The organism is Geomobilimonas luticola, assembly GCF_018476905.1.
Classification (GTDB): Bacteria; Desulfobacterota; Desulfuromonadia; order Geobacterales; family Geobacteraceae; genus Geomobilimonas; species Geomobilimonas luticola.
In genome coordinates, this window is the sequence record NZ_JAHCVK010000002.1 from 178,284 (window position 1) to 203,223 (window position 24,940).

Below are 24,940 nucleotides of genomic sequence, written 5' to 3' on the forward strand. Positions count from 1 at the left end.
TTCTTACGATGACATTAGGCTCAGGGGTGCCTTGAAGCGGAGGGGCGCACTGAACAAATCGCTTCTGTATGAGTCGGGCAGCGGCGGGAGCGGGCTTGCGGCCGTGACCGCCTGAAGGATCTGCCGGTCGAATACCGGATTGCCCGATCCCTGAACCAGCAGACTCTGCACCACCGCGCCATCCCTGGCTATGATCAGGTTGACAACGGCGTTCCCCGCTGCTCCCTGATGGCTGCCCGGCTGAAGCCACCACTTTTCGTTTATCTGCCGCAGCATGGCAAAATAGTATTCCCGGATATCATCCCGCAGGGTTTCCCCTTCTCCGATCCCGCTGAAATAACCGTTCGTCAGGCCGAGTCCGATACCGCTTTTGTGGAGGTCTTCCGGTGCCGCCGGGGTACTTGAAGCCGTGTGCGGGGAGGTTTTGACGTCGCTCGAGGCCGGTGAAACGGGGGTTTCCGGTTCGGCGGTTGCTGGCTGCACGTGTACTGCTTCCGGGGGGTTCACCGCCGGTGCGGTCATGTCGGGAGCTCTCATTTCCAGGTCGAATACCGGAACCGAAGGCATCATGCCTTCTCCCCCACGGGGTTGCAGCAGGAACAGGGAGAGCAGGGCATGGCATAGAAGTGACGTGACCAGCATGAGGGGGAAGAAATTTTTTTTCTGCTGAAAGCTTGCTGCTGCGTTCATTGCCCGAACTCCGAAACAGGTGATTGAACCATTGCGGATTACAATGTTCCCTGCAGATAGTAACAAATTGTATGAGGTCGGGGCAACAAAAGAAAAGGGGACTGACGATCTTGTCGGTCCCCTCTCTTGTATGGTGTGTCACGGTCCGGTTACGAGTTCTGGGCATCCACCACGGCGATGGCGGCCATGTTGACGATGTCCGTCACGTCGTCGCCGCGCTGCAGGACATGGACCGGTTTTTTCATCCCCATCAGGATCGGACCGATTGCTTCGGCACCACCCAGGTGGTGGAGAAGCTTGTAGCAGATGTTCCCCGAGTTCAGGTCGGGGAAAATGAGGATGTTTGCCGCTTCCTTGAGCGAAGCGAAGGGGAAGCTCTTCTGCAGGATTTCCGTGACAACGGCGGTGTCCGACTGCATTTCTCCGTCGACGATGAGACCGGGCGCCTTTTCCTTGACGATCTCCACCGCCCGCTTGATCTTGAGGGTCTGGGGGTGCTGGACCGACCCGAAGTTGGAAAACGAGAGCATGGCTATCGTTGGTTCAATGTCCAGCATCCGGGCCTTTTCGGCGGCAAGAATGGCGGTTTCGGCCAGTTCCTCGGCGGTCGGTTCGATGCAGACCGTCGTGTCCGCCATGAGGAATATCCCCTTCTTGAAAACCATCATGTAGAGGCCGTGGACGCTGGAGAGTCCCTGCTGCTTGCCGATGACTTCCAGCGCGGGACGGATGGTCTCGGGGTAGTGGGTGTCGATACCGGAGAGGAGGCTGTCCGCATCACCCTGACGGACCATCATGCAACCGAAGTGGGTACGGGATTTGCGGGTCATCAGGCGGCGTGCCTCGGAAAGTGTCAGTCCCTTGCGCTGCCGCAGACTAAAAAGTTCCAGGGCGTACTCTTCCGATTTCGCGTAGGAGGCGGGATCGATTATGACCGGCTGGTTGCCGTTGAAGTTGAGATTCAGCTCGTCGATCTGCGCCATGATCTTGTCGTGGTTGCCGATGAGGACCGGGATGGCGATCTCCTCTTCCATGAGGATGTGGGCTGCCCGCAGGATTTTTTCGTTGTCTCCTTCCGGGAAGACGATCCTTTTCGGATCGCTCTTGGCCTTGTTGATGATCATCCGGAGGGTTTCCTTGGCTTTTCCCTGCAGGGATTCAAGGTGTTCGACGTACCTTTCCATATCCTCGATGGGCTGACGGGCGACACCCGATTCCATGGCCGCTCTGGCGATGGCGGGGGCAACCCTCAGGAGGGCGCGGGGATCGAATGGCTTGGGGATGATGTAGTCGCGTCCGAAGGAGAACTTGGTGTTGCCATAGGCACGGCAGACGGAGTCGGGGCACTCCTCACGGGCGAGCTCGGCAAGGGCGAAGACCGCTGCCTTTTTCATCTCCTCGTTGATGGTGGTGGCCCGCACGTCCAAGGCGCCGCGGAAGATGAACGGGAAACCGAGGACATTGTTCACCTGGTTGGGATAATCCGAGCGGCCGGTGGCGATGAGGACGTCGCCCCGCACGGCGTAAGCCTCTTCCGGCGTGATTTCCGGGTCGGGGTTTGCCATGGCGAAAATAATCGGGTTGACCGCCATTTTGCGCACCATCTCCGGTGTGAAAGCCCCTTTGGAGGAGAGACCGTACATGACATCCGCTCCGTCAGCCGCCTCTTCAAGGGTGCGGAAGGGGGTGTCTACGGCAAACCGCTCCTTGTATTTGTTCATCCCCTCGGTGCGCCCTTTGTAGATAACCCCTTTGGTGTCGCACATGATGAGGTTTTCATGCTTCACCCCGAGGGATATGGCCAGATTGGCGCAGGCGATGGCAGATGCGCCTGCGCCGTTGACAACGATCCGGATGTCTTCGAGTTTCTTGTTCACCAGGTGGAGGGCATTGATGAGGGCGGCGGCTGAGATGATTGCAGTGCCGTGCTGATCGTCGTGGAAGACCGGAATATTCATGGTCTTCTTCAGTTCTTCCTCGATATAGAAACACTCGGGTGCCTTGATGTCCTCCAGGTTGATCCCCCCGAAGGTCGGTTCAAGGAGCTGGCAGACTTTTATGACCTCATCGGGGTCTTCCGAGTTGACCTCGATGTCGAAGACGTCGATGTCGGCGAAGCGTTTGAAGAGAACGCCTTTTCCTTCCATGACCGGTTTGCCTGCCAGGGCGCCGATGTTACCGAGGCCGAGAACGGCGGTGCCGTTGGAGAGAACGGCGACGAGGTTGCCTTTGGCGGTATATTTATAGGCGTCTTCGGGGTTTTTCTCTATTTCGAGGCACGGCTCGGCTACCCCCGGCGAATAGGCCAGTGACAGGTCGCGGGAAGTCGAGCATGGCTTGGACGATATGACCTCGATCTTACCTTTGCGGCCGCTTGAGTGGTAATCCAACGCCTCCTGTTTCTTACCCATTTCTCTCTTCTCCTTTGCTGGTGTTTTATTTAGGTTAAAAAATATTCGATTAAAACAACAGTTCCTTTTTTCTTGAAAAGCCTATATTCCCACGTAGTGCACTACCCTATGCCTTTGCCGGAATGTTGTCAAGTATTTATTATCGATAAAATATAAAATCATTTTATTATCTGCAGGGCGTGTTTTTCCGTATTTAAAATATTGAAAACCCCGGCTTTTTCGTGAATAATCCAAGGCAACACCAAAGAGCGGCTTCCCGGTAGGGACCGGTGCCAACCGGTTCCATGGTGCCCGCCGCTCTTGTCGCCGAGGCACTATCACCTCCTGGAAGAGGGCGGTACGCGGCATTCAGCTTGACCATTGCGATGTGAGGGCAGAGGATATGGAACGGTTGTGGGCACCTTGGCGAATGGAATACATTGTAAACGACAAACCGTCCGGTTGCATCTTTTGTGAGGCTGAAACGCCGGAAAAAGACCGGGAACGTCTGATTCTCCACAGGACTCCCCTCAGTTTCGTCATGCTGAATCGCTATCCCTATACAAATGGCCATCTCCTGGTTGCTCCCTACCGACATAGTGCGGATTTGAACGAACTGGACGAAGCAGAAATGCTCGATCTGTTTGCAACTCTGCGTCTTTGCCGTAATGTCCTCCAGGCGACGGCATCGCCCGGGGGCTTCAATATAGGCATCAATCTGGGGCGAGCAGCCGGCGCGGGGGTCGACGAGCACCTTCACCTGCACATAGTCCCCCGCTGGAACGGCGACACCAATTTCATGTCTGTTCTCGACGATGTACGGGTCATGCCGGAAAACCTCATGACCACGTATGAAAGGTTGAGGCCGGCATTCATGTCAACTCCATGACATTTGTTCCCATTCTGACAATCTAGTTCGGAGGAAACTGCATGAAACGGATAGGAATCCTTACGGGCGGCGGCGACTGCCCCGGCTTGAATGCGGTGATTCGGGGTGTGGTCAAGGGTGCTGTCATACAGCGGGGATGGGAGGTTATCGGTATCGAGGATGGGTTCGACGGCCTTCTCGACCGTGGCAAGTGCCGTCTCCTGACCCTTGACGACGTGCGCGGCATTCTTCCCCGGGGTGGAACCATACTCGGGTCAACCAACCGGGGGAATCCCTTTTCCTTCCCGATAGAAAAGGATGGCAAGACGGTGTTCATCGATATCTCCGACCAGGTAGTCGGTACCCTGAAGGAACTCGGCGTCGAGGCACTGGTCGTCGTCGGGGGGGACGGTTCGCTGAAGATCGCCCAGGAACTCATACGCAAAGGCGTTCCCATCGTTGCGGTTCCCAAAACCATCGACAACGACCTCATGGAAACCGATGTCACCTTCGGCTACAATACGGCCCTGGAAACGGCCACCGATGCTCTCGACAAACTTCACTCGACGGCGGAGAGCCATCACCGGGTCATGATCCTGGAGGTGATGGGGCGATACGCCGGCTGGATCGCCCTTGAATCAGGTATTGCCGGCGGCGCCGACGTGATCCTGATACCTGAAATCCCCTTCGAGATCAAGAGAATCTGTCGAGCGGTGGATGACCGTCGCCGGCGGGGGCGGCGCTTCAGCATCATAGTGGCTGCCGAAGGGGCGTTTCCCCGAGGTGGAGAACGGGTTGTGCGGAAAAAGGCGGAAGCTGCCCACCAGATCGAACGTCTCGGCGGTATCGGCGAGTACGTGGCAAGAGAGATCGGGACCTGTCTCGACATGGACACCCGTGTCACCGTTCTGGGACATCTGCAGCGAGGAGGTTCTCCCACGACGTTCGATCGCTGTCTCGGGAGCCGATTCGGCATCAAGGCACTGGAGTTGATCGAAAAGGGAGCTTTCGGCCAGATGGTCTGCCTCAAAGGGAGGGACATCAGGTCTGCGCCCATTGAAAAGGCGGTCAGAAAACTCAAGCTGGTCAATCCTGGCGGTGACATGGTCCGGGCTGCGGAAGAACTGGGGATCATGCTGGGGCGCTGAAGGTTGATGTTGACATTGCACCACGCCTGGCATAGACTGCGCGAGTGCCCGTAAGGGCGTGTTTTTCAGGGGTAAAGCCGACACCCGGTCCGTTCACATTGGCAGAGGAGGGATGTTCCCGCATGCAACTGCATACAACCTCAAAGAACAGAAGCATTATCTACGCCTTGCTCGGATTCATTCTCGGTATCGGCGCACCCTTCGCGTGGACGGTCATCCGGCTCATCCTGTTCCCCGACCCGGCCCAGGCGCTTTGGCAGCAGATATTCTCCGACGTTACCAGAAGCTCTTACAATATAGCACTCTATACGTATATGGGGGTCGGCACGGCCTGCGTCATGTCGTTTCTCGGCTTTTTCATCGGTCGCGCCTCCGACCAGCTCCACGAGCGAGCAATAGAAATGGATGGCCTCCATCGCGAGGTGGCGTCACAGAAAGAGGTGTTCGAAAACCGCTACAAGGTTCTGGATAACAACATCAAGAACTTTCATCAGATCAGCAGCCGGATTCAGAAGTCGATCAACGTCGAAGAGGTCTTGTCCCTCTGCGCCGAGGGACTGCATGATGTCCTCGGCTACGAGCGGGTCAATATCCTCATGGCCGACGAGGGGCGGACTTCGCTCCACTTCGTGACCGCCACGGCGTCCGAAGGGTTCGACACGACCGGCGTCACCGTTCCCCTCGACGAGCGGATCGGGATCATCTTCAAGTGCTTCAACGACAAGCGCCTCTATCTTGTCGAGGATATCAGCACCTATCCGAAGGACTACCAGCTTCAGCCCCCCTTCGACAGCATCCGCCCGCTCCGCTCCCGCAATTTCGTCCTCTGTCCCATCGTTGTGAAAGGACAGTCGGTCGGCGTGTTTGGAATAGACAACAAGTTCAGTCACCGTTCCCTCAACGATACGGATGTGGACACCATCAAGCTGTTTGCCGACCAGGCAGCTTCCGCCATAACCCGCATCAACCTGCTCGGTGCGATTGACACCCTGACGGGGGAGTTGGGGAATACCTTCTCCGGCCTCCTCAAAAACCGCGAGGTGTATTCGCGCAACGTGCAGAACCTGATAAGCGCCGTCACGTCACTGGCGGATACGACCGCCCACATAGCGTCGGCTTCGGAAAGCGTTCTCTCTTCGGTGGATGAAACCAGCTCCGCGGTCGGTGAGATATCGGTGGCGATAGAGCAGGTCAGCCGGAATCTCGATGCCCTTTCCGAGGCTGTGGACAAGTCGGTGTCTGCCATGGAAGAGATCAGTGCCACCCTTAAAAATGTCGAGACAACCACTGCCGTATCGCATCAGATGGCCAGCCACGTCAAGTCCCAGGCCGATCGCGGCATGGTCGTCGTTGACGAAACAATTACGGCCCTGGCTGATATCCAGACGTCGGTAGATCTCTCCTACAGCGGAATCAAGCGTCTGAGCGAGAAGAGCAGCCGTATCGACAGTATCGTCAATGTCATCAACGATATAACCAAGCGCACCAATCTGCTCGCCCTCAATGCTTCCATCATCGCCGCCCAGGCTGGCGAGTACGGCAAGAGCTTCGGTGTTGTGGCCGACGAGATTCGCAATCTTTCTCTCCAGACCGGTCAGTCCACGGGGGAAATCACCGGCATTATCGAAGAGATCATGAGCGAATCCCGCACCGCGGCGGGCAGCGTGAGCGTAACCAAGGAGCTCGTGCAGAAAGGGGTCATCCTTGGCCGGCAGACGGGCGATGCATTACGGGTGATACTGGAAAGTTCCAGCAGGTCCATGGATATGACCGAAGAGATCAAAATTGCCACCGAGGAACAGGGGAAGAGCGTTCGCCTCGTTACCCAGTCCATGGAAGACGTCAGCACCATGACGTCGCAGATATTCAACGCCTCCAAGGAGCAGGCCAATGCCACCAAGAGCATTGTCCGGGCCATCGACTCCATCAAGGAACTGACGGAGGAAATGGTCGGTGCAACTGGCCGGCAGGTGGAGGACGGCACCTCCATAAAGGTGGCGGTCGACGAGGTTGGCGAGATGGTCATCGGCCTTTTCGACGATCTGGAAAAGCGCCGCGGCGAGAGTCGTGCCGTGGTGGACGAACTGGAGATGATCAAGGGGAACGCAGTGTAGCCTTCGGAAAAAAATGTGGACTTTTTTTCGAAGAGTGTGCTACAGGGTAAAAACCGCAAGGTGAGGCACACTACTGAGAGTGGAGCCGCAGCTGTCCTGTACAAACTGAATATACCGCCTGGATTCGGCATCCGAACCGGGACGGAAGGCAATAGCCGGTCAGACCCGGGAGGTATCCCCTCTCTGCCGTCGTCGTCCAACGCCCTCTGTCACCGGAGGGCGTTTTTTGCATCTGGAGGCTCTTGTGAACAAGCGGAAAACCATACTCGACATCCAGAAAATGAAGGCCGACGGTGACAAGATCACGGTTCTCACCTGCTATGACTATCCTACGGCCCGCATCATGGACAGCTGCGGCATCGACATGATCCTGGTAGGGGACTCGGTGGGTGTGGTTGTTTCCGGTCACGAGAACACTCTTCCCGTTACGCTGGAGGAGATGATCTACCACACGCGAGCGGTGCAGCGTGCCGAACCGAAAGCGCTCGTGGTGACGGACATGCCGTTTCTCTCTTACCAGATCGACGTGCGGGAAGCGCGCCTCAATGCGGGGCGCCTCGTTAAAGAGGGGGGGGCGTCCGCGGTGAAGCTGGAGGGGGGCGAGCACGTGGCCGCAACCATCCGGGCCATCGTCGATATGGATATTCCGGTGGTTGGTCATATCGGCCTTACCCCCCAGTCGATACACCGTATGGGGGGGTACCGGGTTCAGGGGAAGCAGGAGGCCCAGGCCGAGCAGCTGCTGGCGGATGCACGTGCCGTCGAAGCTGCCGGGGCATTCGCCGTAGTGCTGGAGGGGATACCGCTCAAGCTCGCGCGGCGCATAACCGATGAACTGAGCATTCCGACCATCGGCATCGGTGCCGGTCCCCACTGTGACGGGCAGGTGCTGGTAATCCACGATGTCCTTGGCCTCTGTGAGAAGTATTCACCGAAGTTCGTTAAACGCTACGCCGATGCCCGTGGCCTGATTGCCGACGCGGTTGACCGCTATATCGCCGATGTGAAGGGAGGAGAGTTCCCCACCGAGGGGCACTCGTTCAGCTAGATGCAAATAATCGAGTCGGTCGCTGCCATGCAGCAATTATCCTTTGCCACCCGCAGGTCCGGCCGGACCATCGCCTTCGTGCCGACCATGGGATTCCTGCATGACGGGCATGGATCCCTGCTGCGGGAAGGGAGACGGCGGGGGGACCTGCTGGTGTTGAGCATCTTCGTGAACCCGACCCAGTTCGGGGTGGGTGAGGATTTCGAGGCCTACCCCCGTGATCTGGCGCGGGACCGTGCGGTGGCTGAGGCTGCCGGAGTCGACGTCATTTTCGCGCCGCGGGCCGGGGAAATGTACCCCGCCGGCTACCAGACTTATGTCGACGTGGAGCGGCTTACACTCCCTCTCTGTGGTGCCAGCCGGCCCGGGCATTTCCGCGGGGTGACCACGGTGGTGAGCAAGCTTTTCAATATCGTGCAGCCCGACGTGGCCCTGTTCGGCTCCAAGGACTACCAGCAGCTTGCGGTTATCCGCCGGATGGTGGCGGACCTGAACATGCCGATTGAGGTTGTCGGCATGCCGATCGTGCGGGAGGCAGACGGTCTGGCCTTGAGTTCCCGCAATGCCTATCTTTCGTCTTCCCAGCGTCAGGCAGCCCTCTGTCTCAGCCGGTCGCTCCGGGCAGCTAAAGAGCTCTACGGCGCCGGGGAGCGCAACGTTGCGACATTGCGGGAGCGGGTAACGGCGATTGTTGCCGCCGAATTGTCCGCAACGGTAGACTACATAGAGTTCCGCAACGGTCATTCCCTGGAGGAGGTAGTCGTTGCCGACGACCAGACCCTCCTTGCTCTGGCGGTTAAAATCGGTACGACGAGATTGATTGATAATTGTTTGCTGGGAGAGGGGTGAAGCATGGAAAGAAAGATGCTGAAGAGCAAGATTCATCGTGCAACGGTAACCGGTGCCGACCTCCACTACGAGGGGAGCGTGACCATTGACAAGGACCTGATGGAAGCCGCTGACATCATCCCCTACGAGGCGGTAGCCGTCTGGAACGTGACCAACGGCAGTCGTCTGGAGACCTATGCCATCGAAGGCGAGAGGGGCTCGGGGGTCATCTGCCTGAATGGTGCTGCCGCCCGCCTGGTAGCCCCCCGCGACCTGGTCATCATCGCCAGTTTCGTCAACATGGAGAACGAAGAGGCTCGCAATTACGAGCCAAAGCTGGTTTTCGTGGATGATCAGAACCGGATGCTGCCAACCAGGAAGGAAGCGGCGGGGCAGGGGAATCTGAAAAAGGTCGCCTGGTAATTTCGGGACACGCCTTTTCCTGTGAAAAAATCGCGTTCCGATAAAGTTTGATTCTGGGCCAAGGGAACCACCCTTGGCCCTTTGCTTTTGGGTTGGTGCCTGCTACACTTCACCTATTCCCCGCACGACAAGGATTGCCAGCTATGGAGATTTTTGCCGCCTCATACCTGTTTTCCACAGGTTCGCCGAGTATTGAAGGTGGCGGGATTGCTGTGGCCGATGGCCGTATCGTCGCTACCGGTACCTTGGCCGAGCTTCGTTCCGCCTATGGCTGCCCTGTCACCGACTTTTCCGGCTGTGTCATCTTGCCGGGACTCGTCAATGCCCACACCCACCTTGAACTCACCCATTTCCCTTCGTGGAAGCTGCGCAAAGGGATTGATTATGCTCCCCGGACCTATGTGGACTGGGTCATCCAGGTTATCAAGATCAAACGCGGACTGACCAGAAACGAACTTGAGCTGTCAGTCCGCGAGGGGATACGTATCGCACTGGAATCGGGGACCACCGCCGTGGGAGACATTCTCGCTGACCGGAGCCTTGTGTCGTGCCATGGGGGAGGCCGTCTCGGCGGGCGGCTCTATTTCGAGGCTATCGGCCATGATGAGGGACGCTGCTCTGCGCTGCTGACGGAACTTCGCCATGCCCTGGACACCTTCCCTGCCGGCAGGTTCAAGGCTGGTATTTCTCCCCACGCCCCCCACACCCTCTCGCCACGGTTCATGTCGGAGGTGACGGACCTTGCCGTGAGTTCTTCCCTCCCGACCATGGTCCATCTGGCCGAGTCGCGGGAGGAGTTGACCTTTCTCCACGACTCCGGCGGCAAGATTGCGGAACTTCTCTACCCTTTCGCTGGCTGGGAAAGTTATCTCCCCCCACCGCGGCGCACGACCCCCGTGGCGTATCTCGATTCCCTGGGCGTTTTGCGGCGCGATACCGCCGTTGTGCACTGTGTCCATGTCACCCCCGCCGACGTCGAAATCCTCAAGCATCGAGGCGTTGCCGCCGTTCTCTGCCCCCGGAGCAACGACCGGCTGGTTGTGGGAAAAGCGCCGGCAGCACTGCTCAAAAAAGCAGGCATCCCCCTGGCGCTCGGGACCGATTCCCTGGCGAGCAACGACTCCCTCTCGCTCTGGGACGAAATGCGCTTTCTCCGCCAGGTATATCCTTCGGTATTCACTCCCCTCGAAATCATGGAGATGGCTACCATCGGTGCGGCCCGGGCCATCCGGCGGGATGATGAGCTGGGTACCTTGGCCCCCGGAAAACGTGCGGATTTCCTCGTGGTCCGGCCGGGAGCAACGGGAGCACTATCTGAACTGCCGGAAGCCTTGATCGAGCAAAGTGAGCTCATCGAGGTGTTCATCGGTGGGAAGCAGCTGTCTTAGCGCCCCTACTGACTGTTCTCTCTTTCGACCTTTTCCCTTGCTATTATTTAGCCCCCTTTGTTAGTATTACTCATATGGGAGAAAAGCTGATCTGCAATAACAAAAAAGCCTATCACGACTACTTCATAGAAGAGAAATTCGAGGCGGGGATGGTGCTCCAGGGGACGGAGGTGAAGTCCCTCCGCCAGGGCAAGGCCAACCTGAACGACTCCTTCGCCATGGTGAGGAACGGCGAGGCCTTCCTCCACAACCTCCACATTTCCCCCTATGATTTTGGAAACCGGGCGAATCACGATCCGGACCGGATGCGCAAGCTCCTTCTCCACAAGAAAGAAATAACCAAGCTCTTTGGCAGGATACGTGAACAGGGCTATTCCCTCGTTCCCCTCAAGCTCTACTTCAAGAACGGGATGGTGAAAGTCGAGATGGGACTGGCAAAGGGTAAGAAGCTCCACGACAAGCGCCAGGACATGAAAGAGAAGGACATGCGTCGTGATGTGTCCCAGGCGCTCAAGGATAGAAATAAATCCAGGGAATAGGGCGTGGAATGAATTAAGAAACGCAATTTTTGTGCAAGGTCAAGGCGCTCAAGGGAGGACGCGGAGGCGTACCTGAAAGGTACGTCGCACAAGGAATCCCGAAGAGCAACGCAGAGATTGTGCAAAAGGTGCGTTTCACGAACGGGGGTGTAAAGGTTTCGACGGGGATACTAAGCAAAGGTTGCATGCCGAGGTCCGGGTGGCTCGTTAAACAATCCGGGACGCATTAAGCGCCGATAATTACAACTACGCCGTAGCAGCTTAATACCCTGCTACCGATCTGCCTCCCCTCTCCCACGGGGGAGGACAGATCGTCATTTTAGTGGGATAGCTGAGGGGAGTGCCTGTGGCCCCAAGGCGAAATTTAGCAGGATCGAACCCTGAATATCCCGGCCAGTGGAGCTTCAGGGAGCTAAAATAAAAACTGGTATAAGCATGTAGACGCCTTCTGTGTACGATCTTCGGACCCGGGTTCGATTCCCGGCACCTCCACCATTTTGTGTAAGATGTAGATATTGTTGTGTATTTTATATGTCCCTCAGAAGTGGTACACCAAATGGTCCACTTCTGGGGGTATAGCATGTCTACAAAAACCTATCTATTCTGCCGTAAAAACACCTACTATTACCGTATCAAAGTACCCACCGATTTACTCAGTATAATTCCAGCAGTAGAAATCAAGAAGTCACTCAAAACCTCAGATTTAGATAAAGCACAGAGTCTTTCCGCTGCTATGGGGTATAAGGTCCATGCTGCCTTTATGCAATTACGTTCTGGCATGCTATCCGAACAACAGGTTAAAGTGGTTGTAAATCAATTGTTATCTAAGAAATTAGATAGCGATAGTATCACCTTGTCTTCAGCTATAAAAGATTATATCCGGAGAAACGAACGTTCCTGGACATTGAAAACAAGAATGGAAGTAGAAGGATCATATAACTTACTGCTCCAGATAATGGGTGATCGTCCGATGTCAATATTGGCACGCCACGACCTAGTCTCACTTCGTGATACTTTGACTAAGCTTCCTCCCAACATCCAAAAAACCTACCCTGGTAGATCCATCTCTGAAATATTGAGGCATTCGAACTTAGTACCAATGAGTGTTACGTCGATCAACAAGCATCTGACAAGAATGAGTTCGTTGATGAGGTTTTGTGTCCTTGAAGGACATATTTCAGTTAACTATGCAGAAGGATTGCAACTGCCACAGACTCAGAGGACCGACGAGGAGAGGAAGTCCTATAATATGGAGGATATCGCAGTAATCCGTAATCTCTTGCCATGCGATTCTGGGAATTTGGAACGTCAGTGGATTCCTGTTATTGGAATGTATTCTGGTATGCGGCTTGACGAGATATGCCAACTTTATCTTGAGGATATTGTGGACATCGAAGGGATTCCCTGTTTCGATATAAATGATAAGGGAGACAAGAAACTTAAGAACAAAACGAGTAGAAGGATTATACCGGTACATCCAAGATTATTGAAAGATGGTTTGCTGGAATATGTTGAAAATATGCGTAAGGGTGGCCAGGTTAGGTTGTGGCCGAACCTAATAAAGAGGAGAGATGGATATTCTCACGATTTTGGCAAGTGGTACCAGCGGTTCAATAGGAAGTATGTCACCGACGATACTAGGAAGGTGTTCCATTCATTCCGCCATACGGTAGCCGATCACATGAAGCAAAAGGGTGTCAGTGATACGGTTATAGCAGAAATCCTTGGACACGCACATGACTCTATTGCTATGGGTAGATATGGCAAGCGTTACCAGCCACAAGTGTTACTTGATGCGCTATTGAAACTGGAGTACGGGGTATAGTCTAACCGCTGATGCGAGGAGGCAGGAGGAAGTTTCCTGAGCTGGCCAAGGATATGGTCGGCTCTTTTTTTATTTTTTTCAAAAAAATGCTTGACGGGTGTGTAGGTATAGTATACTTATATGGTCATCCGACAATGAAAGGAGCAGCGATGGGAAAGACGACAATCTATTTGAACAAGGAAGCCGAGGAGATTTACCGACAAGCTAAGGAATATGCAGGTGACAATCTTTCAGCTGTTATCGTACAGGGTCTTAAGCTCTACGTTGAGAAGATGGATATGATGGCCAAGGGGATGACGGAACAGGTAATATTCGATGGTAAACGCTTCATGCACGAGGATATCTGTCAGGGAAAGAATCTAAAGTTTATAGGGATGAAGTTAGCCGAGGGAAGTACAGAATATGGGCACGGGGATGAGTACTGCCACTGTTTTACTCTATACCTTACACGCAAAGGTAAGTTTCTGGTCGCAAGTTCTAATGTGGATCAAAAATCGTATATCGAGAATTTCTTTTACAAGGTGTTTGATACATTCACTGAAGTGATGGCGGCTGGCTATCCATCTAGCATGCTCGAAGAGGCACGTATGAAGATGCCAGAGGTGGCATGTGAAGAGCTTGATGTATAGCCGTCGAATATACGGTTCCTTTGGCTTATGGAATGCAATGAACAACGTTTATTTGGTATCGAACCACTAGGTAGGTCTATTTATCATCCTGAAAAATTGCTTGAGGTATGGGAGCATGTTCAATCTGACCAGAATTATTGTAACTATCTAAAGGAAAATGGATTTGAGTTTGATTTTGTGGACAAGGCAATGGAATTAACGAGAGGGTGGATATATGTGGGGGATACATTCATAGAAGACTTTATGGAGATTGAGCAAAACATAGGTGTTGAGATGATGTTTCCAGATCCCGAAACAAAAGAACCTAAAGCTGTATTCAAATCATATAAGCATCAGTCTGTTAGCAGCAAATAGATTAAATTTGAGGGACGAGTATGACCATCGGTAGACAGGATCAAGAAAGAATAAAAGCAATGGCTAATAAATTACATACTACACTTATTAGTAGTGGTATTTTGGGGAAAAGGGAAATGCCAGAGTATCTTCTTCCTTTAGGAGTTGAGGAGGGATCATTGGAACATATCCTATTTATCACTCTGACAGTATCTTTAGACTACCAACGTGATGCTGATACCCTCTGGAAACGCTCACGAATGGCATATCAGGATGAAAGAACTCGTTACCTGTTCGATCCAAAGCTCCTTCATGAGGTCCCATACAAAACCATCAAAAATGACCTACAAAAACACAATGTGTCTCAGAAGATTACAAAGGACGCAGAAATATGGCGCACCGTAGGCGTAACATTCTACAAGAAGTGGGAAGGAGACCCTAGGAAATTTCTTGCAGATTGCAATTGGGACTGTCCGGAGATTCTGTCTAGATTGAAAGACGATAGTCATCAATACAACGGAAGAATAAGGCGGGACTTTCCTTATCTACGAGGGAATAAGATAGGTCCTCTGTGGGTAAGAATGCTTCGGGATAATGTAGGTATATCAGAGCTACGAAATCTGAATATGGTTCCAATACCAGTAGATATACATGTTGCAAGAGCATCTATGGCCCTTGGCGTAGTAAGAGGTCGTTATAATGGGAATCTGGAAGAGATATACGATCAAATTAGATTCGCATGGAGAGAAGGAGTGCTGGGTATTCAAGTTAAAAATCGTGAAATGGTTGCGTTGGATATGGATCTACCATTATGGCTACTTTCCCGAAATGGCTGTACTAGTAGAGATAAAGTCACAGGCATTTGCCCCAAAACAGATAAATGCCCAATAAAAGAGTTCTGCGTTCCTGGAAGAATCGACATCAAGGGGACAAAAATTATTATTGATACATGACAAGAAACGATTTTACCTAGGAGTTTGTATGGTTAAAGCAAAACCAAAAGCTGATAAAGCCCCTAGAGGTGCTTTGAACCAACAGGTTGCACGTGCAGGGGAGTTCTATGTGGCTGCGGAGTTGAATAAGCGCGGCGCGTATTTGTCATTTACCAACGAGGGGTTATTGTGACTTGGTTGTTAACCATACATGTAAACTAGGTTAACAGCTATACAGCTACCACTGTTCAGAATGCGACGTAACGTAATACATCAATAAGTATTCCTACCGAAGATACCAATAAGCTAACCAAAAACATAACTCAACCGCATACCGCTATTCCAGCCCCACACGCAGTTATTAACTTTGGGTCGCTATTGAGGATATTGGTATTATGTGAATAAGCATTATTGTGGGGAAAAGAAGAATAGCAATGTATATGCCTATATCAAGGTATGGTTAAAGACTCTTTCGGCCTCTCAAGATCATTTGTAAAAGGCCACAAATGATCATTCGAGGTCCGAGAAATGGTACACCAGGTGTTATGGATATAATTACTTAACTATCTGATATTACGTAATTTAAGTATTGAATTTTGGTACACGTTTTGGTACACTTTATTAGCTAAATACACCACTTTTGAGGATGTATAGCAATATCTATATGAATAAGGTGGATGTCAGGAAGCGCTACAAATACAACTGGTTATATAAGCATGTAGACGCCTTCTGTGTACGATCTTCGGACGCGGGTTCGATTCCCGCCACCTCCACCAATTGAAGGTCCAACAAGGACCAAAGCAGTACAGAAAGCCCTGATAAATCGGGGCTTTCTTTGTTTCGCGAATGCCGAGCGTGTTTGGAAAATTGTGTTATTATTGAGCAAAGTTCGGTGTCTAGCCTAAAGTGCCCCATGCGCCTGGAAAATCATGCTCAAGATCCTGTTGATCGAAGATATCCCCGATGATGCGGATTTGGTTGCACAGCAACTCCGGAGGGAAGGGCTTGTCTTCTCCCTGACACGGGTGTCGACGAAGGAAGAGATGGAAAGGGAATTCAGGGCTGGTACTCCCGATCTCATTCTTGCGGATTATACGCTGCCTGCCATCAACGGTATAGCGGTCTTGCGGATTGCCCGCGTTTTGTGTCCAAATGTGCCGTTCATCTTTGTTTCGGGCGAAGCGAGCGATGAGCGTGCGGTGGAAGCCCTCAAGCATGGGGCAACGGATTATATCTTCAAACTGAATCTCACTCGCCTCGTTCCCTCCATAAAAAGGGCCCTTCGTGAAGCAGCTGAGCGCAACCTTGCCCGCAAAGCCGAACACGCACGTAAAATCTATAGAGAGCGGCAGAGTAAACTCCTTGAGATTTCCCTGGAAATGCTTTCGGAAACTTCTCTTGACGGAATGCTTCCTTCAATAACGAAGTCGGCATGCGTCTTGACCGGCGGCAAGATGGGAATGACGGCCTATGGTACCTCTTGCGATTCACTCAGATTCTTTGCCGCAACGGGGACGGGGGAGCCTCTCCCCGCAGGCAGCGGGATGCTGCCGGTCGAAAAGGGGGGAGTCAATCTTGCGTTGTTGAAGAGCGTTGATGTCTTGAACCTGACGGATGAAATGCTGCGAAGCCATAGTGAGTGGTGGGGGATGTCGCATGATCATCTTCTGCCGCGTGGGTTACTCGGAGCCCGACTTACCGATGAGGATGGGAATGCCTGTGGGCTCATCATGGTATCTGATAAACAGGATGGCAGCGACTTTACGGACGAGGACCAGATCCTGCTGAATCAACTGGCGGCAGTCACATCGCTGACGATGCGCAACCTTGCGGCACGGGAAGCGCTTCAGTCGGGCCGGGATGAACTTGAACGACGGGTAGGGGAGAGGACAGCTGAACTGGCCCATACCGTGGCTGCACTCCAGGGAGAGATTGCCGAGCGAAAACAGGCGGAAAGCGAGCTGCTGAAAAGTCAGGAGCGGAACGCACTGGTTGCAATCGGAGCGAACGATGGAATATGGGACTGGGATATCGCCAGTGGCCAGGTATATTTCTCGGCACGCTGGAAGGGAATGTTCGGGTATGAAGAGTATGAAATCAGCAATTCCATCGACGAGTGGAAAAAACGGATTCATCCTGAAGACTACGACAGTGTAATGGCTGCACTGGACGATCACTTGAAGGGGGAAAGCCCTCTCTTCCAAGTGGAGTATCGCATGCTCCACAAGAACGGCGAGTATCGGTGGATTCTGACTCGTGGTGCCAGTTTTCGTGATATCAGGAAAAAATCGTACCGCATGGCCGGTTCTCATACGGATATAACTGAGAAAAAACGTGCCGATGAAAAGCTGCTGGCCTCCCATGAGAGCTTGCGCAATCTTTCGTCCCATCTGGAGTCACTGATGGAAAAGGAGCGAAAGAATATATCTCGTGAGATTCATGATGAAGTGGGACAGCTGCTGACGGCACTTAAATTCGATGTATCGTGGCTTGCAGGCAGGCTTCCCGCTAACAGGCCCGCTCTCTCCGAAAAAGCCAGGTCGATGGCTGACCTGATAGATATGACAGTCGAGACGGTGCAGAGAATCGCGACGGAATTGAGACCTCGGCTTTTGTACGACCTGGGGCTTGCAACGGCCATGGAATGGCACGCGGATGAATTCCGGAAAAGAACAGGCATTGCGTGCAATCTTGCGCTTGGCATCGACGAATCGAAACTGGATCCAGCACGTTCCACCGCCCTTTACAAAATATACAAAGAGGCTCTGACCAACGTCATGCGCCATGCCGGCGCTTCACGGGTGGATGTTTCCCTGAAGAAAAGGAAAAAGGGGATCATGCTCCAGATCAAGGATAACGGCAGGGGGATACGTGAGTCAGAAATCAACGACCCGAAATCGGTCGGTCTGATCGGCATCTATGAACGCGCCCATCTCTGGGGTGGCGAGGTACATATCAGCGGTGTTGCAGATGAGGGAACCATGCTCACGGTGGTCATGCCGATGAGTTGATGTTGTGCTCAGGGCATCGAAGGTTATTGAACAGTGTCGGAGGTCGTACATGATAAAGATACTTATTGCTGATGACCATGTTATGGTACGCAAAGGATTGAAGCAGATTCTCGATGATGTTCCCGATATGGTGGTTGTGGATGAATGTTCCAATGGCAGCGAACTGTTCAGTAAAATCAGTACGCTGGAATGTAACCTGGTCCTTCTGGATATCTCCATGCCGGGGCGAAACGGACTGGAGATTCTCGAGCAGCTGCATAATGAAAAACCGGCTTTGCCCGTATTGATCCTCAGTATGTATCCCGAGGAACAGTACGCCGTCCGCGCTTTGCGGGCGGGTGCATCCGGCTATCTGACAAAGATGAGTGCGCCGGATGAACTGATCACTGCCATCCGCAAGGTTTATTGGGGGGGGAGATATGTCAGCGACTCGCTGTCCGAGAGACTTGCTTCAGAGCTGGGGAGAAATGCCAGACGGCCGAGCCACGACGAGTTGTCCAACCGTGAGTATCAGATCATGTGCCAGCTTGCCTCAGGTAAGACGGTAACGGGGATTTCCGATGAACTTTCCCTCAGTGTGAAGACGGTCAGTACCTATAGAAAGCGGATACTGACGAAAATGCACATGAGGAACAATGCTGAAATTATTAATTACGTCATCAAGCACGGCCTGCTCGAGTAAGTACATGCTTCTCATCCACTAATTCCCCTTAATGTCAGAGCCCACCTCTCTAAAAAATCGTTATGAAATATTCAGTTATCCCCTCGGATAGGCGACTACCCTGCCAATTATTGACTCTTTTCAGAAACCTTGATCGGAACTTGCTGAATTAGCGTTGGTATTCCATTCGTGAGTCCTCTGCAGCATCCCTTGTGCCCTGCAATCCTTGATTTCACATTAAAAAATTCCTTCTGGAGGTGTGTCGGTCAGGAGCGTTTTTAATCTTCGGTAACCGCTGGCCGAGAATTTATGAAACGGCTCCACGAGCTATTTCCTGCAAAACACCTTTAATGGCAATCGAACAAAAGCGGATAAGATACTTATTCAGTGAAGCGTTTTGTAAGAGAATTCCTACAGAAATTAGTTAATAAATCCTACAAAAAAAAGAGGATTAGTCCGACAGACATTTCGCTTATTTATGAGTAAACTAGAAGTAAATAATTAACCGCAGTACATATATTGCCCGGAAATACTGATGGTTAATTAAATGTTCGTCGCCACAGATTAGAGCCGGCAGATACGTAATTATCGGGAGGATTACACAATGTCAATAATGGTCAAAATGCTCGTCGTTATGCTTCTGTTGAGTGCATGCACCGTGGTACGCAATCCGACTCCGCTTGACTACCCCGGCGTGCAGGCCGTGGCTGTTCCGACGGATGATTACCGTTTACAGGTTGGCGATCAGCTCGACGTCAAGTTCTTTTACCATCCTGAATTGAACGAGTCGGTGACGGTAAGGCCGGATGGACGTATCTCTCTCCAACTGGTGCAGGAAATCAGGGTGCTCGGCATGACGCCGCTCCAGTTGACGGAGAAACTTACCAAAGCATATTCCGCAGAACTCGACAAGCCTTCCATTACGGTCATCGTGAAAACATTTAACACCCACAGGGTATTCGTGGACGGTGAGGTGAACAAAGCAGGGCTCGTCCCCTTGATCGGGCCAATGACAGTTCTTCAGTCCATTTCGCAGGGTGGAGGTCTGAAGGATACCGCCAGGACCAACGAGGTTATCGTGATACGCCGCGTCGCCGAAAACAAGATCGCTTCGCTGGTTGTCAACCTCGACTATGCAGTTGACGGTACCGACATGCGTCAGGACATCCTGCTCCAACCCAACGACATAGTGTTCGTACCCAAGTCACCGATTGCCAATGTCGATGTGTGGGTGGATCAGTACATCCGCAGGTTGATTCCCATCCCCTTCGGTGTTGGTTACGGGCTCTAAGGATTCAAATTCATCTGGAGGAGTTATGGAAAACCAGTTTCTCATGGAACAGGATCAGGAAATCAGATCCTCAGGGCTGAGAGAGATAGTGATGGTCCTCTGTAAATACAAGACTGCAATACTGGCGGTTTTTGTAGCCACAGTGCTGCTTGCAGTACTTGTGGCGATGATGCTGCCGACGACATATGACGCAAAAACGAGCATTCTGGTCAAGAAAGGGCGTGAATATATCAACAGACCTGAGGTTGGCGACACGAATGATGCCATGTCTGTCAATATGGCAGACATAATAAACGCAGAGATTCAGATGCTGAAAAGTCGTGACCTGTCGGAAAAAGTGGTTAAATCGCTCCAGGTCGGCGTTCTCTATCCGGATCTGGCTCAAAAGGAGGGTGCCCTGGAGAAAGCGGTCGACATATTTCAGAAGAGTTTACTCGTTGAAAGCGTCAAGAACTCCAGCGTGATCCAGGTCTCATTCCAGCATACCGATCCAAGAATCGCTGCTAACGCGGTCAATACTCTGGTTGAATTGCTGAAAGAAAAACACCTGCAGGTATTCAGTGAACCACGTTCATCCTTTCTTGAACAACAGCTTGCCACCTACGAGCAGCAGTTGAAGGAATCTGAAAAGAATTTCGAAGGGTACAAACAGAAAAACAAGGTATTTTCCCTGGAAGAGCAGCGTACCATGCTTCTTCAGCAGCGCATGTCGCTCGATATCACTTTGAAGGAGGCCCAGAATCGTGTTGCAGAGCTTAGCAACAAGTTGGCGACCCTTACGAGGCAGAACCAGCTTGTAGCCCAGGACAAAAGCCTCAGCAGTGACAGTGAGTCGGTCGGAGCGGTTGCCGAAGCAAAATCCAAATTGCTGGCCCTCCAGCTGGAAGAACAGCAGATGCTTAAAAAGTACAATGAAAACAGCAGGATGGTGCTAAATGTCCGGAGGGAAATTGATGTCGTTACATCGTTTTTGAAGAATCAGGAGGGAGACAGTCTGTTAAAGGCAAAATCGAGCAACCCGGTTGTCCAGCAGGTGCGCATGGAACTTATGAAAACCGAGGCTGAACTGAACTCCCAGCGAGCCAAAGTGTCCGCGGTAAGTGGGCAAGTGGGTCAGATTGAAAGCAAGATACAGTCTCTGGATATGAGTGCCCAGCAATTCCAGAGCCTGAAACGTGAATTGGCCACCACGGAAAAAAATTACCAGACATACCTGAACAAGGCTGAAGAAGCACGCCTGTCCGAGGATATGAACCGCCAGAAACTGGCAAATCTCAGTGTATTGCAGCAGGCAACCCCCCCGTCGGAACCTCTGTCAGGAAAGAAACTGAAAATCGTTTTTTTGGGCGTTCTCGCAGGAGCGGTATTGTCTGTCGGCGGTGCTTTTCTATTTGAGAATCTCTTGCCGACGATTTCCGATCCTGCAACTGCTGAAAAGCGACTGGGGCTGCCGATACTTGCTTCACTGCCATACCGGGAGTAACGCTAATCATGTACACCGGTTTTTTTCACATGCAAAAGGAGCCGTTCCGGATGACGCCGGACCCGGAGTTCTTGTATCTGAGCCCCAGCCATAAGGAGGCACTGGCGTCGATCATTTATGGAGTCAAACAGAGAAAGGGGTTCATTGCCGTTGTGGGCGAAGTGGGAGTAGGCAAAACCACCATACTTCGTTCGTTCCTGAAAACAGTCGATAAAGAGCATGTGAAAGTCATCTACGTGTTTAACGCCGATGTATCGTTCAAGGCGTTACTCCGTACAATATATCAAGGGCTGGGGACTCCTGTCGAAACCGATGATGTCAACGAAATGTTGAACCAGCTGTACCATATTCTCATTCAACACTACAAGAACGGGATCAATGTGGTGCTCATAATCGATGAGGCACAGAATATGTCGCGGCAAACACTCGAACATCTCCGCATGCTCTCCAATCTGGAAACTTCTACTGACAAGCTCATCCAGATTGTTTTCAGTGGCCAGCCCGAATTTGAACTGCATCTGGATAGCTATGAACTGAGGCAACTGCACCAGCGAATTGCCGTAAAATCAACTATCCGACCTCTGACCATGGAAGAAGGCATGGATTACGTTAAACATCGATTGGCAAAAGCATCCGTTGGCGTTGGAACGGTATTCCCCGAAAGAGTGCTCAAGCAGTTAGTCAAGCAGTCGCAAGGAATTCCGCGAACCATCAACATTCTTTGTGACAACTGCCTGATAACTTCATTCGGGTATAAACAGCAAAAAGTCAATCTTTCCGTATTGAAAGAAATCAGTTCCGATCTCGGCATGGTGAAACCGACCAAAAGAGAAGCCTTCTTCGTATCTCTCATGCTGGTAGTTATTGGAGTTCTTTGTTTCATGATTTATCGGCAAAATCCACAGCGTGTTCCTGGAGATGAAATAAAATCGGTTCAGAGTGTCGAACATCTGACAGCTCAAGTGGCAAAAACGGAAAGCAGTGTCAATTCCCCTGTTCTGCCGCGCAAAAGCAGCGAAGTTACCGAATTTGCTGAAGCCCAAAGCGTGGCCAAGGATGATGAAAAGCCACTGCGCCGGAAGCTGATTCGTAAGGGGGACACGCTGGCAAACCTGGTCAAGGACCATTACGGAACGGTGGATTCCCGATTGATCGAAAAGGTCAAGCAGAACAACCCCTGGATAAAAAATGCGAATGTCATTTTGGAGGGGGAAAGGATCATATTCCCACCACAGGAATGACTATAGGCATTTTCCGTTTTTCTGGCAGCACCGAAATGTTCGTCCTACACCGTGTCGAGAAGGAGATATTCCATGAGTAACATCTTTGAGGCTCTGCAACTGGCTGAAAAAGAACGGGGAGACGTCCAGGAGCGGCAGGCCGTCTCCGTGCACGAGGAAAAGCGCTTCCCGTCGAAAACTTCGGTGAAAGAACCGGTACAGGCCGACAAATACCCCTTGCAGAACGTTGGCTCCAGTGTGGAAGCTGAAATGGTAGCTCTCTACCAGAATATCGATTTCGTTCTCCCTGACCTCCCCCAGAGGGCGATTCAGTTCATCAGTTCCCATGAAGGGGAGGGGGTCTCCTCGGTCGTTAGGGAGTTTGCTCGCCAGGCGTCGGTGATTATGGGTAAATCCGTGCTCATTGTGGATGCTGCCCACCGCAATCCCAGCCAGCATATTTTTTTCAACATACCTCCCGATTACGGCTGGAAAGATGCCATGAAAAACGGGGAACCGGTTGAAAATGCCGTCTATAAAGCAGGAAACCATAATCTGTACCTTTCCCCGTTGGTTCCCCACACGACCCTGTCTCCCCATGTTTATGATTTTGCTGCAACGAGCAAACTTCTGACGGATTTCAAAAAGAAATTCGATCTGATCCTTATCGATTCATCTTCAGCCACCACATCGCCCGACTGTATTGCCCTGACCCGCAGTGTCGATGGTGTCATTCTCGTCATCGAGGCAGAAAAGACCAAGTGGCAGGTAGCCGAGGCGGTGAAGGACAAGATCGTCAAAAATGGCGGGAACATTCTCGGTATCGTTCTCAACAAACGACGGTTCTATATTCCTGACTCCATTTATAAGTGGCTGTAATTTCTAACTGACAGAGAAAACTGTAGTCATGCGGGGGGTATTATGAAGCCGACAAATGCTCTTGAAACTGAGCAGGATATGTACAAAAAGGATAGCACTATCCCCTACGAACTCCTCGACCAGGAGTATGGCCTCTATGTGGAGGATTATTTCAACAAAACCCTCTGTCTTGAACGGAAACGGTCTGAACGGACCCATAAACCAATTCTCCTCTTGTTGGTCAATGTGGAGAAAATTGCATCAGGCGGTGGATCAGGTCAGACGGTGCAGGACATTGTCAAGACGCTCACCTCATCCATACGGGAAGTCGACCTGTGTGGCTGGTATGAACGCGGTGCCGTCATTGGCGTCATGTTCACGGCATTCAGCAGTGAAGCTGTCTGGGAGGCCATAGAGGCCATAGCAAACAAGATTAAGGAAAATCTGGCCCATGCCTTGTCTCCGGCTGTTCTCCGTAATATTGAAATAATGTTCCATGTTTTTCCGGAGAAATTCGACAGGCAGAAGCCCAAGAATTATCTCAATCCCACGTTTTATCCCGATATGGCGAAGCTTGCCGAAACACCCAGTATGGCATCCGTAATCAAGCGGGGCATGGATGTTTTGGGGAGCATAGTCGGACTCGTCCTCTTTTCTCCCTTCTTTATTGCCATTCCAATCCTCGTAAAAATAACGTCACCCGGGCCAGTGCTGTTCCGTCAGGAGCGGGTCGGCCAGTTCGGCCGCAGGTTCACGTTCCTGAAGTTCAGATCGATGCATGTTAACAATGACGACAAGATACATCGCGAATTTCTCAAACAGCTGATCAGCGGCGATATGAAAAATGCACCTGCTGGAGACAGCACGGCGCCTGTTTTCAAGATTACGAACGACCCCCGCATAACACCGCTGGGGCGGTTCATCCGCAAGACGAGTATCGATGAACTCCCCCAGTTTATCAATGTGCTCAGGGGGGAGATGTCACTGGTGGGACCACGTCCACCAATCCCCTACGAGTTTGAGGATTACGACATCTGGCACCGGTATCGGCTGTTGAAGATGAAGCCGGGCATAACGGGCCTCTGGCAGGTAACGGGAAGAAGTTCGACCACCTTCGACGCCATGGTAAGACTTGACATAAACTACATCAGAAACTGGTCGATCTGGCTGGATATCAAGATACTGTGTATGACGCCGTTTGCGGTGTTCAAGTGCAGGGGAGCTTACTGAACAACCTGATGTTTCCAGGCGGAGAAAGAGG

General features: G+C 52.1%; 22 protein-coding genes and 1 other RNA gene. 21 read left to right on the plus strand and 2 right to left on the minus strand.

Going from position 1 to position 24,940, the window contains the following annotated elements; genetic code table 11:
• Positions 1-3: 3 nt before the first annotated feature.
• Both KI810_RS07475 and KI810_RS07480 read right to left on the minus strand, forming a co-directional pair.
• Entirely contained in the window at positions 4-690 is a 687-nt protein-coding gene (locus KI810_RS07475) for an energy transducer TonB (RefSeq protein ID WP_214174887.1), read from the minus strand.
• Positions 691-839: 149 nt separating this feature from the next.
• Positions 840-3,101, minus strand: a complete 2,262-nt coding sequence (locus KI810_RS07480) for an NADP-dependent malic enzyme (protein WP_214174888.1) — start codon at positions 3,099-3,101, stop codon at positions 840-842.
• Between the two features lie 382 nt (positions 3,102-3,483).
• On the opposite strand from KI810_RS07480, the gene KI810_RS07485 reads away from it, so the two are divergent.
• From KI810_RS07485 to KI810_RS07585, 21 genes are all read left to right on the plus strand, one after another.
• The gene (locus KI810_RS07485) at positions 3,484-3,969 is read left to right on the plus strand and encodes an HIT family protein (RefSeq protein ID WP_214174889.1); all 486 of its coding nucleotides are present in this window, start codon (positions 3,484-3,486) and stop codon (positions 3,967-3,969) included.
• Positions 3,970-4,010: 41 nt separating this feature from the next.
• A complete protein-coding gene (locus KI810_RS07490; RefSeq protein ID WP_214174890.1) occupies positions 4,011-5,096 on the plus strand; it encodes a 6-phosphofructokinase in 1,086 nt (361 codons plus the stop codon).
• Between the two features lie 122 nt (positions 5,097-5,218).
• Positions 5,219-7,210, plus strand: coding sequence for a methyl-accepting chemotaxis protein (locus tag KI810_RS07495; protein WP_214174891.1), 1,992 nt, complete (start codon positions 5,219-5,221; stop codon positions 7,208-7,210).
• Between the two features lie 244 nt (positions 7,211-7,454).
• Positions 7,455-8,258: a 3-methyl-2-oxobutanoate hydroxymethyltransferase gene (gene panB / locus KI810_RS07500; protein ID WP_214174892.1), complete on the plus strand. Its 804-nt coding sequence runs from the start codon at positions 7,455-7,457 to the stop codon at positions 8,256-8,258.
• The gene (gene panC, locus KI810_RS07505; RefSeq protein WP_214174893.1) at positions 8,259-9,107 is read left to right on the plus strand and encodes a pantoate--beta-alanine ligase; all 849 of its coding nucleotides are present in this window, start codon (positions 8,259-8,261) and stop codon (positions 9,105-9,107) included.
• A 3-nt stretch (positions 9,108-9,110) separates the two neighbouring features.
• Positions 9,111-9,509 (plus strand): aspartate 1-decarboxylase, encoded by a 399-nt coding sequence (gene panD / locus KI810_RS07510; protein WP_214174894.1) that lies wholly within the window; start codon positions 9,111-9,113, stop codon positions 9,507-9,509.
• Positions 9,510-9,652: 143 nt separating this feature from the next.
• Positions 9,653-10,897, plus strand: coding sequence for an amidohydrolase family protein (locus tag KI810_RS07515; protein ID WP_214174895.1), 1,245 nt, complete (start codon positions 9,653-9,655; stop codon positions 10,895-10,897).
• 74 nt (positions 10,898-10,971) lie between these two features.
• Positions 10,972-11,436 carry an SsrA-binding protein SmpB gene (gene smpB / locus KI810_RS07520; RefSeq protein WP_214174896.1) on the plus strand — a complete coding sequence of 155 codons (465 nt, stop codon included), beginning with the start codon at positions 10,972-10,974 and terminating at the stop codon, positions 11,434-11,436.
• 143 nt (positions 11,437-11,579) lie between these two features.
• Positions 11,580-11,931: a transfer-messenger RNA gene (gene ssrA, locus KI810_RS07525) on the plus strand.
• 85 nt (positions 11,932-12,016) lie between these two features.
• The gene (locus tag KI810_RS07530; protein ID WP_214174897.1) at positions 12,017-13,261 is read left to right on the plus strand and encodes a site-specific integrase; all 1,245 of its coding nucleotides are present in this window, start codon (positions 12,017-12,019) and stop codon (positions 13,259-13,261) included.
• A 149-nt stretch (positions 13,262-13,410) separates the two neighbouring features.
• On the plus strand, positions 13,411-13,890 hold the full coding sequence (locus tag KI810_RS07535) for a hypothetical protein (protein WP_214174898.1): 480 nt from the start codon (positions 13,411-13,413) through the stop codon (positions 13,888-13,890).
• 27 nt (positions 13,891-13,917) lie between these two features.
• Complete coding sequence (locus KI810_RS07540; RefSeq protein ID WP_214174899.1) at positions 13,918-14,244, plus strand: hypothetical protein; 327 nt, start codon at positions 13,918-13,920, stop codon at positions 14,242-14,244.
• A 20-nt stretch (positions 14,245-14,264) separates the two neighbouring features.
• Positions 14,265-15,176, plus strand: coding sequence for a hypothetical protein (locus KI810_RS07545; protein ID WP_214174900.1), 912 nt, complete (start codon positions 14,265-14,267; stop codon positions 15,174-15,176).
• Positions 15,177-15,204: 28 nt separating this feature from the next.
• Complete coding sequence (locus tag KI810_RS07550) at positions 15,205-15,348, plus strand: hypothetical protein (RefSeq protein ID WP_214174901.1); 144 nt, start codon at positions 15,205-15,207, stop codon at positions 15,346-15,348.
• Positions 15,349-16,084: 736 nt separating this feature from the next.
• On the plus strand, positions 16,085-18,166 hold the full coding sequence (locus tag KI810_RS07555) for a PAS domain-containing protein (protein WP_214174902.1): 2,082 nt from the start codon (positions 16,085-16,087) through the stop codon (positions 18,164-18,166).
• Between the two features lie 49 nt (positions 18,167-18,215).
• Complete coding sequence (locus tag KI810_RS07560) at positions 18,216-18,848, plus strand: response regulator (RefSeq protein ID WP_214174903.1); 633 nt, start codon at positions 18,216-18,218, stop codon at positions 18,846-18,848.
• Between the two features lie 583 nt (positions 18,849-19,431).
• The gene (locus tag KI810_RS07565; protein WP_214174904.1) at positions 19,432-20,118 is read left to right on the plus strand and encodes a polysaccharide biosynthesis/export family protein; all 687 of its coding nucleotides are present in this window, start codon (positions 19,432-19,434) and stop codon (positions 20,116-20,118) included.
• A 25-nt stretch (positions 20,119-20,143) separates the two neighbouring features.
• Positions 20,144-21,601 (plus strand): GumC family protein, encoded by a 1,458-nt coding sequence (locus tag KI810_RS07570; protein ID WP_214174905.1) that lies wholly within the window; start codon positions 20,144-20,146, stop codon positions 21,599-21,601.
• Between the two features lie 8 nt (positions 21,602-21,609).
• A complete protein-coding gene (locus KI810_RS07575; RefSeq protein ID WP_214174906.1) occupies positions 21,610-22,842 on the plus strand; it encodes an AAA family ATPase in 1,233 nt (410 codons plus the stop codon).
• Positions 22,843-22,914: 72 nt separating this feature from the next.
• On the plus strand, positions 22,915-23,700 hold the full coding sequence (locus KI810_RS07580) for a CpsD/CapB family tyrosine-protein kinase (protein ID WP_214174907.1): 786 nt from the start codon (positions 22,915-22,917) through the stop codon (positions 23,698-23,700).
• Positions 23,701-23,742: 42 nt separating this feature from the next.
• Positions 23,743-24,909: a sugar transferase gene (locus KI810_RS07585; RefSeq protein ID WP_214174908.1), complete on the plus strand. Its 1,167-nt coding sequence runs from the start codon at positions 23,743-23,745 to the stop codon at positions 24,907-24,909.
• The last annotated feature ends 31 nt before the right edge of the window (positions 24,910-24,940 follow it).

What these genes read in the sequence shown, in the direction of transcription:
- KI810_RS07475 (WP_214174887.1), bottom strand. Translation starts at nt 690, where the DNA reads ATGAACGCAGCAGCAAGCTTTCAGCAGAAAAAAAATTTCTTCCCCCTC.
- KI810_RS07480 (WP_214174888.1), bottom strand. Translation starts at nt 3,101, where the DNA reads ATGGGTAAGAAACAGGAGGCGTTGGATTACCACTCAAGCGGCCGCAAA.
- KI810_RS07485 (WP_214174889.1), top strand. Translation starts at nt 3,484, where the DNA reads ATGGAACGGTTGTGGGCACCTTGGCGAATGGAATACATTGTAAACGAC.
- KI810_RS07490 (WP_214174890.1), top strand. Translation starts at nt 4,011, where the DNA reads ATGAAACGGATAGGAATCCTTACGGGCGGCGGCGACTGCCCCGGCTTG.
- KI810_RS07495 (WP_214174891.1), top strand. Translation starts at nt 5,219, where the DNA reads ATGCAACTGCATACAACCTCAAAGAACAGAAGCATTATCTACGCCTTG.
- panC (WP_214174893.1), top strand. Translation starts at nt 8,259, where the DNA reads ATGCAAATAATCGAGTCGGTCGCTGCCATGCAGCAATTATCCTTTGCC.
- panD (WP_214174894.1), top strand. Translation starts at nt 9,111, where the DNA reads ATGGAAAGAAAGATGCTGAAGAGCAAGATTCATCGTGCAACGGTAACC.
- KI810_RS07515 (WP_214174895.1), top strand. Translation starts at nt 9,653, where the DNA reads ATGGAGATTTTTGCCGCCTCATACCTGTTTTCCACAGGTTCGCCGAGT.
- smpB (WP_214174896.1), top strand. Translation starts at nt 10,972, where the DNA reads ATGGGAGAAAAGCTGATCTGCAATAACAAAAAAGCCTATCACGACTAC.
- KI810_RS07530 (WP_214174897.1), top strand. Translation starts at nt 12,017, where the DNA reads ATGTCTACAAAAACCTATCTATTCTGCCGTAAAAACACCTACTATTAC.
- KI810_RS07535 (WP_214174898.1), top strand. Translation starts at nt 13,411, where the DNA reads ATGGGAAAGACGACAATCTATTTGAACAAGGAAGCCGAGGAGATTTAC.
- KI810_RS07540 (WP_214174899.1), top strand. Translation starts at nt 13,918, where the DNA reads ATGGAATGCAATGAACAACGTTTATTTGGTATCGAACCACTAGGTAGG.
- KI810_RS07545 (WP_214174900.1), top strand. Translation starts at nt 14,265, where the DNA reads ATGACCATCGGTAGACAGGATCAAGAAAGAATAAAAGCAATGGCTAAT.
- KI810_RS07550 (WP_214174901.1), top strand. Translation starts at nt 15,205, where the DNA reads ATGGTTAAAGCAAAACCAAAAGCTGATAAAGCCCCTAGAGGTGCTTTG.
- KI810_RS07555 (WP_214174902.1), top strand. Translation starts at nt 16,085, where the DNA reads ATGCTCAAGATCCTGTTGATCGAAGATATCCCCGATGATGCGGATTTG.
- KI810_RS07560 (WP_214174903.1), top strand. Translation starts at nt 18,216, where the DNA reads ATGATAAAGATACTTATTGCTGATGACCATGTTATGGTACGCAAAGGA.
- KI810_RS07565 (WP_214174904.1), top strand. Translation starts at nt 19,432, where the DNA reads ATGTCAATAATGGTCAAAATGCTCGTCGTTATGCTTCTGTTGAGTGCA.
- KI810_RS07570 (WP_214174905.1), top strand. Translation starts at nt 20,144, where the DNA reads ATGGAAAACCAGTTTCTCATGGAACAGGATCAGGAAATCAGATCCTCA.
- KI810_RS07575 (WP_214174906.1), top strand. Translation starts at nt 21,610, where the DNA reads ATGTACACCGGTTTTTTTCACATGCAAAAGGAGCCGTTCCGGATGACG.
- KI810_RS07580 (WP_214174907.1), top strand. Translation starts at nt 22,915, where the DNA reads ATGAGTAACATCTTTGAGGCTCTGCAACTGGCTGAAAAAGAACGGGGA.
- KI810_RS07585 (WP_214174908.1), top strand. Translation starts at nt 23,743, where the DNA reads ATGAAGCCGACAAATGCTCTTGAAACTGAGCAGGATATGTACAAAAAG.